Source organism: Paraburkholderia dipogonis, assembly GCF_042680985.1.
Lineage (GTDB): Bacteria > Pseudomonadota > Gammaproteobacteria > Burkholderiales > Burkholderiaceae > Paraburkholderia > Paraburkholderia phytofirmans.
Genome location: NZ_JBHUFR010000010.1, coordinates 331,753 through 345,653 on the forward strand (window position 1 = coordinate 331,753; position 13,901 = coordinate 345,653).

The 13,901-nt window shown below is 63.1% G+C and carries 11 protein-coding genes; 5 read left to right on the top strand and 6 right to left on the bottom strand.

Annotated features, from left to right (window positions below):
- Positions 1–189 precede the first annotated feature (189 nt).
- The 5 genes from rpoH to cydX all read left to right on the top strand — a co-directional run bounded on the left by rpoH (position 190) and on the right by cydX (position 4,620).
- On the top strand, positions 190–1,125 hold the full coding sequence (gene rpoH / locus ACFSNN_RS13985) for an RNA polymerase sigma factor RpoH (RefSeq protein WP_106282149.1): 936 nt from the start codon (positions 190–192) through the stop codon (positions 1,123–1,125).
- Positions 1,126–1,463: 338 nt separating this feature from the next.
- Positions 1,464–1,724 carry a cytochrome oxidase putative small subunit CydP gene (gene cydP, locus ACFSNN_RS13990; protein WP_012431632.1) on the top strand — a complete coding sequence of 87 codons (261 nt, stop codon included), beginning with the start codon at positions 1,464–1,466 and terminating at the stop codon, positions 1,722–1,724.
- Positions 1,714–3,306, top strand: coding sequence for a cytochrome ubiquinol oxidase subunit I (locus ACFSNN_RS13995; RefSeq protein WP_134457206.1), 1,593 nt, complete (start codon positions 1,714–1,716; stop codon positions 3,304–3,306). Before cydP ends, ACFSNN_RS13995 begins: the two co-directional genes overlap by 11 nt.
- 35 nt (positions 3,307–3,341) lie before the next feature.
- Positions 3,342–4,478, top strand: a complete 1,137-nt coding sequence (cydB, locus tag ACFSNN_RS14000) for a cytochrome d ubiquinol oxidase subunit II (protein ID WP_134457207.1) — start codon at positions 3,342–3,344, stop codon at positions 4,476–4,478.
- Positions 4,479–4,506: 28 nt separating this feature from the next.
- Positions 4,507–4,620: a cytochrome bd-I oxidase subunit CydX gene (gene cydX, locus ACFSNN_RS14005; RefSeq protein ID WP_134457208.1), complete on the top strand. Its 114-nt coding sequence runs from the start codon at positions 4,507–4,509 to the stop codon at positions 4,618–4,620.
- Between the two features lie 90 nt (positions 4,621–4,710).
- Here the strand turns inward: cydX and ACFSNN_RS14010 are convergent, their stop codons facing one another.
- The 6 genes from ACFSNN_RS14010 to ACFSNN_RS14035 form a co-directional block, all read right to left on the bottom strand.
- The gene (locus ACFSNN_RS14010) at positions 4,711–6,036 is read right to left on the bottom strand and encodes a DUF1996 domain-containing protein (RefSeq protein ID WP_134457209.1); all 1,326 of its coding nucleotides are present in this window, start codon (positions 6,034–6,036) and stop codon (positions 4,711–4,713) included.
- Between the two features lie 258 nt (positions 6,037–6,294).
- Positions 6,295–8,070, bottom strand: coding sequence for an N-acetylglucosamine-specific PTS transporter subunit IIBC (gene nagE, locus ACFSNN_RS14015; protein WP_134457210.1), 1,776 nt, complete (start codon positions 8,068–8,070; stop codon positions 6,295–6,297).
- A 109-nt stretch (positions 8,071–8,179) separates the two neighbouring features.
- Positions 8,180–10,744 (bottom strand): phosphoenolpyruvate--protein phosphotransferase, encoded by a 2,565-nt coding sequence (ptsP, locus tag ACFSNN_RS14020; RefSeq protein ID WP_208949487.1) that lies wholly within the window; start codon positions 10,742–10,744, stop codon positions 8,180–8,182.
- 38 nt (positions 10,745–10,782) lie between these two features.
- Positions 10,783–11,790 (bottom strand): SIS domain-containing protein, encoded by a 1,008-nt coding sequence (locus tag ACFSNN_RS14025; protein ID WP_134459024.1) that lies wholly within the window; start codon positions 11,788–11,790, stop codon positions 10,783–10,785.
- Positions 11,783–12,886, bottom strand: a complete 1,104-nt coding sequence (nagA, locus tag ACFSNN_RS14030; protein ID WP_106302154.1) for an N-acetylglucosamine-6-phosphate deacetylase — start codon at positions 12,884–12,886, stop codon at positions 11,783–11,785. The genes ACFSNN_RS14025 and nagA overlap by 8 nt, the downstream gene beginning before the upstream one ends.
- 101 nt (positions 12,887–12,987) lie before the next feature.
- Positions 12,988–13,722: a GntR family transcriptional regulator gene (locus ACFSNN_RS14035; RefSeq protein ID WP_134457212.1), complete on the bottom strand. Its 735-nt coding sequence runs from the start codon at positions 13,720–13,722 to the stop codon at positions 12,988–12,990.
- Positions 13,723–13,901: the final 179 nt, after the last annotated feature.

Here is a 13,901-nt window from a genome sequence, read left to right on the forward strand (position 1 = left end):
ACGCGCCTCTTGAAAATACCGAGGGAGGTGTCTAATGGCTATTGAAATGTGAATTTCAATAGGAATTTGCGGAACTCGGATGCCCCTACACCCTCTAAGTATTAGCACTCGGCAAATCAGAGTGCTAACATCCAACGCTGGAGTCGTTACCTGAATACGCTTTTGTCTGATTCCAAAGGAGTTTCCTACGTGAGCCATGCAATGACCCTTCCGAGTACTCTGAGCCCGTCGTCGGCTAAGGCCGCTTCGGCAGGTGCACTGGCGCTCTCGCATTCCTCGCTGCTGCCCGGTCAACTGGGCAATATCGACGCCTACATCCAGGCCGTTAATCGGATTCCGATGCTGACGCCGGCGGAAGAACGCCAGTTCGCCACCGAATTTCGCGAGCAGGACAACCTCGAGTCCGCGCGCCGTCTCGTGCTGTCGCACTTGCGGCTGGTCGTGTCGATCGCGCGCAACTATCTGGGTTATGGACTGCCGCACGCCGACCTCATCCAGGAAGGCAACATCGGCCTGATGAAGGCCGTGAAGCGCTTCGATCCGGAGCAGAACGTGCGCCTCGTGTCGTACGCCATGCACTGGATCAAGGCTGAGATCCACGAATACATTCTGCGCAACTGGCGGATGGTGAAGGTCGCCACCACCAAGGCGCAGCGCAAGCTGTTCTTCAATCTGCGCAGCCACAAGCAAGGGCTGGGCGCGTTCACGCCGGACCAGATCGACGATCTGGCCAAAGAGTTGAACGTGAAGCGCGAAGAAGTCTCCGAAATGGAAACGCGCCTCTCCGGTGGCGACATCGCGCTGGAAGGTCAGGTCGAAGACGGTGAAGAAGCGTACGCGCCGATCGCCTATCTGGCCGACTCGCATAGCGAACCGACCGCCGTGCTAGCTTCGCGTCAGCGCGACAAGCTGCAAAGCGACGGTATTGCGAGCGCGCTGGACGCACTTGATGCCCGCAGCCGCCGCATCATCGAGGCACGCTGGCTGAAGGTGGAAGACGACGGTTCGGGCGGCTCCACGCTGCACGAACTGGCCGACGAGTTCGGCGTGTCGGCCGAACGTATTCGCCAGATCGAGGCGAGCGCAATGAAGAAGATGCGCGGTGCGCTCACCGAATACGCGTAACACTTGAAGATTGTCGGCATGCCGGTTCGCCCGGCGCGCGGCAGCAGAGCAGCCAAAACCCGCCCTCGCAAGACGGCGGGTTTTTTTTCGCCCACGCCGCGGCGTTTTCACGCACACGCGCATTGACGCACGAACATGAGCGCGGCAAACGCGTTTCTTGACGTATCACAAACCAGATAGCAATACTGCTTGAACGGGGCAAGTCTCGCGACCCAATGCCGCAGCGCCGAGCGGTTGCGCGCGAGGATCCAGTCCTAGAATCGGGGTGCACTCGTCAGACCGCTCAGGCGGCCTGGCGCCAACCGGATTCACCGGTGTGAAGTTGCCTTCTACCGATCATGACCCTAGTCCTCAATCGCAAAACCACTCGCCGCCGGAGCCTGCGTCAACGGTTCCACGGCTGGGTGCGCGGTCCGACGCTGGCGCGGGATATCGCCATCGTCCTCGCCATCAAATTCGTACTGCTGATGGCGCTCAAATACACATTCTTCAATCATCCGCAGGCGGAGCACATGTCGCTCCCGCCTGAGCAAGTCGCGCAGGCGCTGTTGTCCGTGCCTGCCTCGCATCCGTCCCAAGGTGATCAACATGCCCGTTAGCGAAGTCGTAGAACTGTCGCGCCTCCAGTTCGCCATCACCGCGCTTTACCACTTTCTGTTCGTCCCGCTCACGCTCGGCCTGTCCTGGTTGCTCGTCATCATGGAGTCGGTCTATGTGATGACCGGCAAGCAGATCTACAAGGACATGACCCAGTTCTGGGGCAAGCTGTTCGGCATCAACTTTGCGATGGGCGTGACCACCGGCCTCACGCTGGAATTCCAGTTCGGCACCAACTGGTCGTACTACTCGCACTATGTCGGCGACATTTTCGGCGTGCCGCTCGCGGTGGAAGGCCTGATGGCGTTCTTTCTCGAGTCGACCTTCGTCGGCTTGTTCTTCTTCGGCTGGAAGCGGCTTTCGAAGGTCCAGCATGTGTTCGTCACGTTTCTCGTCGCGCTTGGCTCGAACCTGTCGGCGCTGTGGATTCTGGTGGCCAACGGCTGGATGAACAATCCGGTCGGCGCGACCTTCAACTACCAGACCATGCGCATGGAACTCGACAGCATCTTCTCCGTGCTGTTCAATCCGGTCGCACAGGTCAAGTTCGTGCATACCGTGTCGGCCGGGTATGTGACGGCGTCGATGTTCGTGCTCGGCGTGTCGTCGTGGTATTTGCTGAAGCGCCGCGACACTGAATTTGCGTTGCGCTCGTTCGCGATTGCCGCAGGTTTTGGTTTGGCATCCACGTTGTGCGTGATCGTGCTCGGCGACGAATCCGGCTACCGCACCGGCGAAGTCCAACAGGTCAAACTCGCGGCGATCGAATCCGAATGGGAAACCGCGCCCGCGCCGGCTCCGTTCACGATCATCGGGATTCCGAATCAGAAGGAAGAGCGCACCGATTACGCTATCAGGATTCCGTACGCGCTCGGCCTTATCGCTACCCGTTCACTCGATGAACCCGTGGTCGGTCTGAAGGATTTGATGGCGCACAACGAGGTGCGCATCAAGAACGGCATGCTCGCCTACGCCGCCCTGCAGAAACTGAAGCAAGGCGACATCACCGACGAAGCCAAAGCCGCCTTCGACGCGCACAAACAGGATCTTGGCTACGGCCTGATGCTCAAGCAATTCACCGCGAACGTCACCGACGCCACGCCGGATCAGATCGCCCAGGCCGCGAAGAAAACGATCCCGCCGGTGGCGCCCGTGTTCTTCTCGTTCCGTTTGATGGTGGGCCTCGGCATTCTGTTCCTCGCCACCTTCGTGCTGGCGTTCTGGTTCTGCGCGCAGCGCTCGCTGTTGCTGGAGAAGCGCCGCTGGTTCCTGCGCTGGGCCGTGTGGGCCATTCCGCTGCCTTGGCTCGCGGCGGAGTTCGGCTGGATCGTCGCTGAAGTGGGTCGTCAGCCATGGACCATCGCGGGCATTCTGCCGACCCACCTGTCGGCTTCGAGCCTAACGCCGAACGACCTGTATCTGAGTATCGCGGGCTTCGTGGTGTTCTACACGGTGCTGTTCATCATCGAAATCATGCTGATGTTCAAGTACGCGCGGCTCGGGCCTTCGTCGCTGCACACGGGCCGCTATCACCACGAACAACAGCCGCTGAGTCAGCCGCTGCCGACCAACACGGCTGCCTGATTCGCCGCCACTGAGTTTCAAGGGAAAAGATCATCATGGATTACGCAACCCTCAAACTGATCTGGTGGGTGCTGATTGGCGTGCTGCTGATCGGTTTCGCGCTCACCGACGGCTTCGACATGGGCGCGGCGATTCTGCTGCCGTTCATCGGCAAGACCGATGCCGAGCGGCGCATCGTCGTGAACACGGTGGGCGCGACGTGGGAAGGCAATCAGGTCTGGCTCATCACGGCGGGCGGCGCAATGTTCGCGGCGTGGCCGCTGGTGTACGCGGCGTCGTTCTCCGGCTTCTATTTCGCCATGCTGCTGGTGCTGTTCTCACTGTTCTTCCGGCCGGTCGGCTTCGACTACCGCAGCAAACGCGAAGACCCGCGCTGGCGTACAGCATGGGACTGGGCGCTGTTCGTCGGCGGTTTCGTACCGGCACTGGTGTTCGGCGTCGCGTTCGGCAACCTGCTGCAAGGCGTGCCGTTCTCGTTCGATACCGACCTGCGCGTCACCTATCACGGCGGCTTCTTCGAGTTGCTCAACCCGTTCGCGGTGTTGTGCGGCCTCGTCAGCGTCTCGATGCTGGCCGCGCACGGCGCCGCCTTCGTCAAGATGAAAGCGGACGACATTGTCGCCGAACGCGCTTCGCTGGCGCTTCGAATCGCCTCGTTCGCGACCGTGGTGCTGTTCCTGATCGCCGGCGCGCTGATCGCCACGATGATCGGCGGCTATCAGGTGATCGACGCCCCGCCGCTCGACACGGTCGCCAATCCGTTGATGAAGAACGTGATCGGCGCACCGGGGCTGTGGCTGACCAACTACGCGAACTATCCGTGGATGGTCGGCGCGCCGGCAGCGGGTCTCGTGGGCGGCGTGCTGGCCGCGCTGCTCGCACGCTCGCGCTTCGAGAAGAGCGCCTTTCTGTCGACCTCGCTGATGATCATCGGCGTGATCCTGACGGCGGGCTTCTCGATGTTTCCATTCATCATGCCCTCCTCGCTCGACGGCCGCAGCAGCCTCACCGTGTGGGATTCGACCTCGAGCCGCATGACGTTGCAGATCATGTTGATCGCCGTGATCATTTTCCTGCCGATCATCCTGATCTACACGAGCTGGGTGTATCGCGTGATGCGCGGCAAAGTGACCGCCGCCGCGCTCGAAGAAAACCACCATACGATGTACTGACCGGCTACAGGCTTAACAGGAGTTTGCGATGTGGTATTTCAGTTGGATTCTCGGGATCGGCGTGGCGTTGGCGTTCGGCATTATCAACGTGATGTGGCTGGAGTCGCGCCGGCCGGATGACGGTAGCAGGAAGACGCGTTGACGTATCGCGCGCCAGGTGCCCCGGCCAGGCAAAAAAAGCACCTCGAATTCGAGGTGCTTTTTTTCTGCTCGACAGCGGGCGCCCGTCACCTTACTTCATAAACAGCGCTGGCGTACCCGCTCCATCGCGCGAAGAAAACTGGATCGTCTTGCCTGTTGCATTGCGAATGCACACGCCGATTTGCGGCGCCCCGGTGGCGACCTGCGAGGCTACATACTGCGTGATGTCGTTCGTGCGCGACTGCAGCGCATTGTCCAGGTAGATGCCGCCAATCCGCTGCTTCGTATTGCAGGCCGAGGCCGTCGGGAGATTGGAGAGATCGTCCCAGTTCGTCGAAGCCGCGTAGACATCCAGCATCACCGCGTTCGCGTCCGTCATGTTCTGCGCCAGCGTCTGCAGAGCCGAGGTGGTGTACGGATAGTCCGTCAAATTATTGGGCGTCGGTAATTTGATCAACACGGTACTGCCCGCGTCAGAGATCATCGTCGGGCCGGCTGGATGCGTGGCCCCACTACTGTCCACCCACGCATCGGCGCTGGCTTTCGAATAGTACGTCGGGATATTGCTGCTGATGCACGAGGTGTCGGCATTCGAGCAGTGGTCGATCGCGTATTGCAGCGAATCGGCTTTCCACGCGTTGATAAAATCGGCGTGCGCAGTGTACAGGCTTCCCCACTGCGGGACCCAGACGCCATCCACGAGAATCGGATCCATCGACAACTGCGCGCTGGAGAGATCGGGGTCTTGCCCGAGGTCATACGCCACGTTGAGTTGCAGTTCCGGAATCTTGACGGGGAATCCCGCCGGACAAGTCCCATCGGCCCGCCGATAGGCCATATTCATGATTTTGCTGGGTATGTTCGGCACCAGCGTCCGTCCGTCCCAGCAATCCGGGAAGTGCACCGAAATATTGAACTGGGCGTATGTGCCGGTGTTGTCCGTGACAACCGGGCAGTTCGTCGGCGCGATTTGCGTATAGGCGCCACCGCGGCACAAATAATTGATTTGCGCCTTGGGCGCCGACGAATGGTGGTCGCCCGCCAGCATTTCAAGCCCTGCGGGAATGGTCTGCACCGGCATCACCGGTTGATCGTTCTTGTAGTAGGTCTTCTGATAGCCCGGCACGACGACACCAGACGCGCGCTTTAACTGCGGAGCCCAGTACGAAGAACGGTCCGCCGCGGCATCGCAAGTCGTGAGCTTGTTTTGACTCAGCGAATCATAGGTACTGTACGCATCCGCGCTCGTGTTGCCGAAAAAATCATGCACCATCGCCTTGCCGGGTTGTCCTGGGTAGAGGATCGCGTCGTCCGGCAACGTATGCGAATACTGGCACGTGACGCTGAAGTCGCCACTGGCGCTGGCGGCGCCGGCCGGCAACAGCAACATGAGACAGATGACTGAACGCATTGACATGGGCAACTCCTGAGGACGAGCGAAAATGCCTTGCCGGCATGACAAGGCACTCGGATCACATTAGTTAGCTTACCCAATTGTTTTGGCTCCAACCCGACGTTGCGCATAAGGTGTGGGGGTCGCGCTTTTACGTCGCACTGCCGGCATGCATGCCGGAGATACAAAAAAAAGCCTCCGGAATTTCCGGAGGCTTGTCGAACATCGTGGCTCGCGAGCCCGACGCCGAATCAAATCGGCTAGGCTCGGTGCGCCGATGAATTAAGCGGGCAGCGGCGTTGCACCGCCGCTTTGCGTCGTGCGCGTCGCCAGCTTTTCAGCGTAACGTTGCGCCGCATCGCCGACGACGATATGGAACGTGTCGGCGGAAATCCACGCCGTATCGAGCGTCGCCAGACGCTGACGATCGACCGCCGACGGATCGCGCACGACGATACGCAGACGCGTCGCCGCGATCGCATCCAGCGACACCACGTTGCCCGCACCCCCGAACACGGCGAGCCAGCGCAGCGGATCGGGATCGAGCGGGCCGCTACCTTGCGCGCCCGAAGCGGCAACCGGCGCAGCCGCCACAACCTGAACCGGAGCAGCAGCCGCCAGCTTCACCGCATCGCCACCACCTTGCGCGATCACCGTACGGATTTCATCCGCGATGATGTCCGCTTCCGGTCCGATGATCACCTGCACGTTGGTCGAGCCGCGCTTGAGCACGCCGCGCGCGCCGATCGTCTTCAGTTCGTTTTCCGAAACCTTATTCGAATCGACCACCGACAAACGCAGACGCGTCGTGCAAGCATCCACCACCGACAGATTCGACGCGCCGCCCAGCGCAGCGATATAACGCTGCGCACGCGGCACGGCCGCACCAGCGACCGGCGAAACAAAACCACCCGCGGCAAACGAGTCGACTTGTTCATCGGCTGCGGCGGGTTCGCGGCCCGGCGTCGCCATGTTGAACTTGCGGATGAAGAAGCGGAACAGACCGTAGTACACCACCATGTAGACGAGACCGATCGGAATCGCCCACCAGCCGCGAGTCGACAGACCGTAGTTCAACACGTAGTCGATCGCGCCCGCGGAGAAGGTGAAGCCGAGGTGAATGCCGAGCGCCGAACAGATGGCGAGCGAGAGGCCCGTCAACAGCGCGTGGATCACGTACAGCACCGGTGCGAGGAACATGAAGCTGAATTCGATCGGCTCGGTCACGCCCGTCAGGAACGAGGTCAACGCCATCGAGAAGAGCAAACCGCCCACAACCGCGCGGCGCTCCTTCGGCGCTTCATGGAACATCGCGAGACACGCAGCCGGCAGGCCGAACATCATGACCGGGAAGAAGCCCGTCATGAAGGTGCCGGCAGTCGGGTCGCCCGCGAAGAAGCGATGCAGGTCGCCCGTCACGGCAGCGCCGCCCGGCGGCGTGAACGTGCCGAACACGAACCACGTCAGCGAATTGAGGATGTGATGCAAACCCGTGACGAGCAGCAAGCGGTTCAGCACGCCGAACACGAATGCGCCGAGCGCGCCCGCGGTGGTCAGCCAGTGGCCGGCCGTATCGATCACGGCTTGCACCGGCTGCCACACGTAGCCGAACGCTATGCCGAGCACGAGACAGACCACCCCCGTGACAATCGGCACGAAGCGTTTCCCTCCGAAGAACGCGAGGTAATCGGGCAGCTTGATGTCCTTGTACCGGTTGTACAGCAAGCCCGCGACGATACCCGCCACGATCCCGGACAACACGCCCATGTTGAGCTTGTCGTTGATGTCCTTCATCACCGCGACTTCGACCAGATAACCGATCGCGCCCGCGAGACCCGCCACGCCGTTGTTGTCTTTCGCGAAGCCGACCGCCACGCCGATCGCGAACAGCAGCGGCAGGTTGTCGAAGATCGCGCCGCCGGCGTCGGCGATCATCTTGATGTTGAACACATCGGGCTGGCCGAGGCGCAGCAGCAGGCCGGCAACCGGCAGCACCGCAATCGGCAGCATCAGCGCGCGTCCCAGGCGCTGAATCTTCAGAAACGGATTCCCATCCATTGATACCTCCAATCCTTGTCTCTTTGTTGAACGCCGTTCTTGAACGGCGTCTTGAGTTTTGTAGCTATGAGTGATGATTGAGCGAAGCTGACTACGGACCGTGTGGGGTTCAGTCCAAAGGCCAGGTTTCGCGGCTTGCTGCTCTTACCGCCTGCGCCGATTCGAGCGCCAGGGCATCCTGGGCGCGTTGACGGCACAGCTGATAATCGAGGTTGCGCACCCGCGCCTTGATACCCGGCACCGAGACCGGATCCACCGAAAGTTCGGTCACGCCAAGGCCGACCAGCAACGGCATGGCGAGCGGGTCGCCCGCCAGCGCGCCGCACACGCCGACCCATTTGCCGTGCTTGTCCGCGCCTTGCACGGTGGCCGCGATCAGGCGCAGCACGGCCGGATGCAAGCCGTCCGCCTGGGCGGCGAGGTCGGCCTGGCAACGGTCCATGGCGAGCGTGTATTGCGTCAGATCGTTGGTGCCGATCGAGAGGAAATCCGCGTGTTGCGCCAGTTGATCGGCCAGCAACGCCGCCGACGGCACTTCGATCATCACGCCGACTTCGATCGGTTCCGTGCGGCCCAACTCGCGCGCGAATTCGTCGATGCGCTTGCGGATACGGATCAATTCGCCGACGTCGGTCACCATCGGCAGCAGGATGCGCACGGCACCGAGCGGCTGCACCGCCAGCAGGCCGCGCAACTGATCGTCGAGCAGATCCGGGCGCACTTGCGCGAGGCGGATGCCGCGCAAGCCGAGCGCGGGGTTCGGTTCCGGCGGCAGCGTCAGATAGTCGACTTCCTTGTCCGCGCCGACATCCAGCGTGCGGATGATCGCGGTGCGGCCGCTCAACGCATCGACGATTGCCTGGTAGCTCTGACGATGTTCGTCCGTGGTCGGTGCAGCCGAGCGGTGAATGAACAGCAGTTCGGTGCGCAACAGACCGACGGAATCGGCGCCGTTTTCGACGGCGGTTTTCGCGTCGTCGAGCGTGGCGATATTCGCGGCCACTTCGATCGCGCGGCCGTCGGACGTGACGGCCGCTTGCTGCGACGTGCGGCGGTTCGCTTCGCGCACATCGGCCAAACGCGTGCGCTCCAGACGCGCGCGTTCGACGTCGAGTTCGGTTGGTGCGAATTCGAGGCGGCCGGTCGTGGCGTTCACCACCACTTGCGTGCCTTCGGGGATCGCGTGCAACGCGTCGCCGACTGCCACGAGCGCGGGAATGCCCGCCTGACGCGCGAGAATCGCCGCATGCGAGGTCGCGCCGCCGCGTGCCATCACCAAGGCGGTGACACGCGTGCGATCCAGCGTGGACAGATCGGACGGCGTGAACTCTTCAGCCGCGAGCACGGCTTCTTCCGGCAGCGTGCGTGCCGTTGCGCTCGTATAACCGAGTGCGCGCAGCACGCGCTTCTCGATGTCGCGCAGATCGGCGGCACGTTCCGCGAGCAACGCGTCTTCGATATTCGTCAGGATGGCGATCTGTGCGCGGATCGCTTCGCGCCACGCAAAGCCGGCGCTCTTGCCGAGGCTGATCAGATCGCGCGCCGCGTCGAGCAGCGTGGGATCTTCGAGCAGCACGCGATGCACCGAGAAAATACCCGCTTCGCCGACCGCGCCGCGTTGCGACGCGTCACGCACCGTCGTGTCGAGGTCCGCATCGACGGTGGCAATCGCCTTGTCGAGCAAACGGCTTTCCGCAGCCGACGTGCCGTTCGCCTTTTCGGGCGGATCGATGTCCGCGTCGTCCCAGCGCACCAGCTTGCCGACCGCGACGCCCGGCGCCGCGCAGACGCCGGCGAGCGTATTCGGTGCAAGCGTCTCGCCCGCCGGACGGGCGACGGCTTGCGGCGCGGGTGAGCTTTGACGCGCCGGTTTTTCCTCGACTTCGCCGTGCGCTTCGCGCGTCAGTTCGTTGGCGATTGCAGCCACGGCGGCCGCGGCTTGCGGACCGACGCCGAGCAACTCGATGGTCGCGCCTTCTCCAGCGCCGAGGCCGAGCAAACCGACCACGCTTTCGATCGCTGCTTTGCGTCCTTCGTAACGCACCTCGACGCGTGCATCGAAGCCACGCGCCGCTTCGCGGGCACGCGCCGCCGGACGCGCATGCAGACCGCCTGCGTGAACCAGCGTGACTTGCTGACGCGCCTCTTCCGTCACGCTCGTGGCGCTCGCCTGGCGCGACGCTTCGGCCGCCGCGCCGTCGCGCGCGCGCAGCACCAGCAGCGGCGTTTCGCCTGCCTTCAGCAAGCCGCCCTGAACGCGTTCGACGATCTCGAACGCATCCGAATTGGCGATCGCGATCACTGATACCAGACTTGGCGCATTCAGCGCGACCTGATCCTGATCGAACTCGATCAGGACGTCGCCGGCGCGTACATGAGCGCCTTGAGCGACCATCGGCGCAAAACCCTTGCCGTTCAGTTCGACCGTATCGATACCGATATGCAGCAGAATTTCCGCGCCTTCAGCAGTAGCCAGCGTCACGGCGTGACCGGTGCGCGCGAGATGGGTGACAGTACCGTCGCACGGCGCGACGAGTCGGCCCTCGAGCGGATCGACGCCGATGCCGTCGCCGAACATGCCGCCCGAAAATACAGGGTCGGGCACGTTCGCGAGCGGCACGACCGGACCGGTCATGGGCGCGAGCAAAACAATATGGCCTTCAGAATGGCTCATCAAGCGGGACTCCTCGACACGTCGCATCTGATTTCTCGTCAGTGAGTTTCGGTGACTTTGTTGAGATGGCGCGGCGCATCGGGATTGCGCCCGCGCGCGGCGGCAAGGCCGGCGGCCATCACGTAAAAGGACAGGATTGCGGCGATCGGATCGAGCGCCGCATGAGCGGTGGTGGCGAGCGGCAGCGTGGCTTCCGGCACGTCGGCCGACGCCGCGAGCAGAACGCGGGCGCCGCGCGCCTTCATGTCGCGCGCGAGTTGCAGCAAGCCGGCCTGCTCAGGTCCGCGCGGTGCGAAGACCAGCAGCGGATAGTCGCGATCGATCAGTTCCATCGGACCGTGACGCACTTCCGCGCTCGAAAACGCTTCAGCCTGAATGCCGGAGGTTTCCTTCAGCTTGAGCGCGGCTTCCTGCGCGATGGCAAGACCCAGGCCGCGGCCGATCACGATCATGCGCTCGATGCCGCGCAATTCCTCCACGGCCGCCGACCAGTCGAGCTTGCCGGCGGCACGCAGCGCTTCAGGCAGCGTTTTCAACGCGGCAAGCAGCTCAGAGTCTTTCTGCCAATGCGCGACGAGTTGCGCGGAAATCGACAGCATCGCGATATAGCTCTTGGTGGCCGCGACGCTGAGTTCCGGGCCGGCGACGAGCGGCAACTCGAATTCGCACGCGTCGGCCAAGGGCGAGCCCGAAACGTTCACCGCGGCGACGGTCAACGCGCCTGCTTTGCGCAGCGCTTCCATCGTACCGACGAGGTCCGGGCTCTTGCCCGATTGCGAGAACGCCAGCGCGAGCTGATCGCGCACCTGCAGCGGCGCCTGTTGCAGCGTGGCGACCGACATCGGCAGCGAGGCGACCGGCACGCCGAGACGGCTCATCGTCAGGCTCGCGAAGTAACTCGCCGCGTGATCCGAGCTGCCGCGCGCGACCGTCAGCGCGACATGGCGCGGCTGCTGTGCGAGCTTCGCCGCCAATGCCTCGACGCGCGAGGTGTCCGTGAGTTGCGCGGCGACCGTTTCAGCGGACGCCAGCGCCTCTTTAAGCATATTCGACAATTGCTTCTCCTTCGACGTAAGTCGCGCTCAACGCCAGTTCACGATCGAACACGACCACGTCGGCCCATGCACCGCGCGCGATGCGGCCGCGGTCTTCAATGCCCAGGTAGTCGGCGGCGTAGCGCGACAAACGGTTCGATACATCGGCGATCGGCAAGCCGATCGACACAAGATTGCGCAGCGCCTGATCCATGGTCAGGGTGCTGCCGGCGAGTGTGCCGTCGGCGAGACGCACGCCGCCGAGGCACTTCGTCACATGCTGGCTGCCGAGGCGGTATTCGCCGTCGGGCATGCCGGTGGCCGAGGTGCTGTCCGTGACCACATAGAGACGCGGAATCGCGCGCAACGCAGCGCGGATCGCCCCCGGATGGACGTGCAGCAGATCGGGAATGATTTCGGCGAACTCGGCGTGCGCGAGCGCCGCGCCGACGAGGCCGGGGTTGCGATGGTGCAGCGGCGACATGGCGTTGAACAGATGCGTGAAGCCGCAGGCGCCATGCTTGAGCGCGGCGACGGCGTCGTCGTAAGTGCCGAGCGAATGGCCCAGCTGCACGCGCACGCCGCGCGCCGCCATCTCGGAGATGATCTCCATATGGCCGGCAATTTCAGGCGCCAGCGTGACCACGCGAATCGGCGCGATGGACAGATACTTCAGCACTTCGTCCATCACCGCCGAGACCGCTGCGTCGGGCTGCGCGCCGAGCTTGCCGGGGTTGATATACGGCCCTTCCAGATGCACGCCGAGCACACGCGCGCCGCCGGGCGTGCGGATGCGCGCGTTGTTGCCCAGCTCCGCGACGACGGCCATCAGCTCGTCGCGCGGCGCGGTCATGGTGGTGGCGAGCAGGCTGGTCGTGCCGTAACGCGCATGCGTGCGCGTGATGGTTTCGATCGCGCTGCCGCCTTCCATCACGTCGGAACCGCCGCCGCCATGCACGTGCAGATCGATGAAGCCGGGCAGGATGTACGGCGCGTCGTTGGTCGACGGATCGACGCGTTCGCCGGTGAGCGCCGTGATGCGGCCGTTTTCGTATTCGAGCGTGCCGTGAATCCACCCATCGGTGGTGAGTATGTTTCCGGTCAGCATGAGTCTCTCTGGTGAGGCGTGATACGGGGCGTGGCTGAACGGCGCTTTTTCTGCGCCGCATCTGAACTTGCCGGCTGCGCGCACGGGCTCAGCCGGTCAGCTCAGGTGCGCAATTCAGCGACAAAGTCGTAGTAGTCGTCGCGGCAATACGTATCGGTCAGTTCGATTGCGCGCTGATCGGCGCTATAGCCGATACGGGTAATGACCAGCAGCGCCGAGCGCGGTTCGATATCCATCAACGAAGCAATCTCGCTCGAAGCGTTGACCGCGCGAAAGTGCTGCAACGCACGCACGACGGCGGCGCCGCGTTGTTCCAGATAGCTGTAAAGCGAATCACCGACGGCATGCGGATCGGGCACGATCGCCACCGGCAACGCCGAATGCTCGACCGCCATGACGATGCCGTCCGCGCGCCGCAGGCGCCGCAGACTCGTCACCGCCGCGCCGGGCGACAGGCCGAGGTGCACCAGTTCGTCACGGTTGGCGGCGCGGATATCGCGCTCAAGCCACACCGAATCCGGCCGGAAGCCGCGCTGCTGCATCTTCTTCGTGAAACCGGTGAGCCGCGACAGCGGGTCTTCGACGCGCGGCGTGATAAAGCTGCCCGCGCCGCGCGCGCGCCGGATCAAACCTTGCTCGACCAGCAACTCGATCGCCTTGCGCGCCGTGATGCGCGACACGCCGATCGCGTCCGAGAGCGTGCGCTCCGAGGGCAGTGCCTCACCTGCCGACCACACGCCGCAGTGGATCGCTGTCGCAAGATTGCGCGCGAGCTGCAAATAGAGCGGCGTGACGTTGCGGGCGTCAGGCATCAGTGCGGACCAGCGAGTTTCCATGGGGCTCCGGGGGCCTTCGCGAAAAGGTAGGCCTACGAAAAACGAGAGCCCATTATATAACCAACATAATACCAGTCAACCAACTGGTTCCATGCTGATATAACCGGGCGAAAAGCCTTGCCGAATAAGGCTTTGAAGGGCACGAAGAGGCGCTGGGAAGGATTTTTTGGAGCCCAGGA

Excerpts from the sequence above, each read along its gene's own strand:
- cydP (WP_012431632.1), top strand. The coding sequence starts at position 1,464 with ATGACCCTAGTCCTCAATCGCAAAACCACTCGCCGCCGGAGCCTGCGT.
- ACFSNN_RS13995 (WP_134457206.1), top strand. The coding sequence starts at position 1,714 with ATGCCCGTTAGCGAAGTCGTAGAACTGTCGCGCCTCCAGTTCGCCATC.
- cydB (WP_134457207.1), top strand. The coding sequence starts at position 3,342 with ATGGATTACGCAACCCTCAAACTGATCTGGTGGGTGCTGATTGGCGTG.
- cydX (WP_134457208.1), top strand. The coding sequence starts at position 4,507 with ATGTGGTATTTCAGTTGGATTCTCGGGATCGGCGTGGCGTTGGCGTTC.
- ACFSNN_RS14010 (WP_134457209.1), bottom strand. The coding sequence starts at position 6,036 with ATGTCAATGCGTTCAGTCATCTGTCTCATGTTGCTGTTGCCGGCCGGC.
- nagE (WP_134457210.1), bottom strand. The coding sequence starts at position 8,070 with ATGGATGGGAATCCGTTTCTGAAGATTCAGCGCCTGGGACGCGCGCTG.
- ptsP (WP_208949487.1), bottom strand. The coding sequence starts at position 10,744 with ATGAGCCATTCTGAAGGCCATATTGTTTTGCTCGCGCCCATGACCGGT.
- ACFSNN_RS14025 (WP_134459024.1), bottom strand. The coding sequence starts at position 11,790 with ATGCTTAAAGAGGCGCTGGCGTCCGCTGAAACGGTCGCCGCGCAACTC.
- nagA (WP_106302154.1), bottom strand. The coding sequence starts at position 12,886 with ATGCTGACCGGAAACATACTCACCACCGATGGGTGGATTCACGGCACG.
- ACFSNN_RS14035 (WP_134457212.1), bottom strand. The coding sequence starts at position 13,722 with ATGGAAACTCGCTGGTCCGCACTGATGCCTGACGCCCGCAACGTCACG.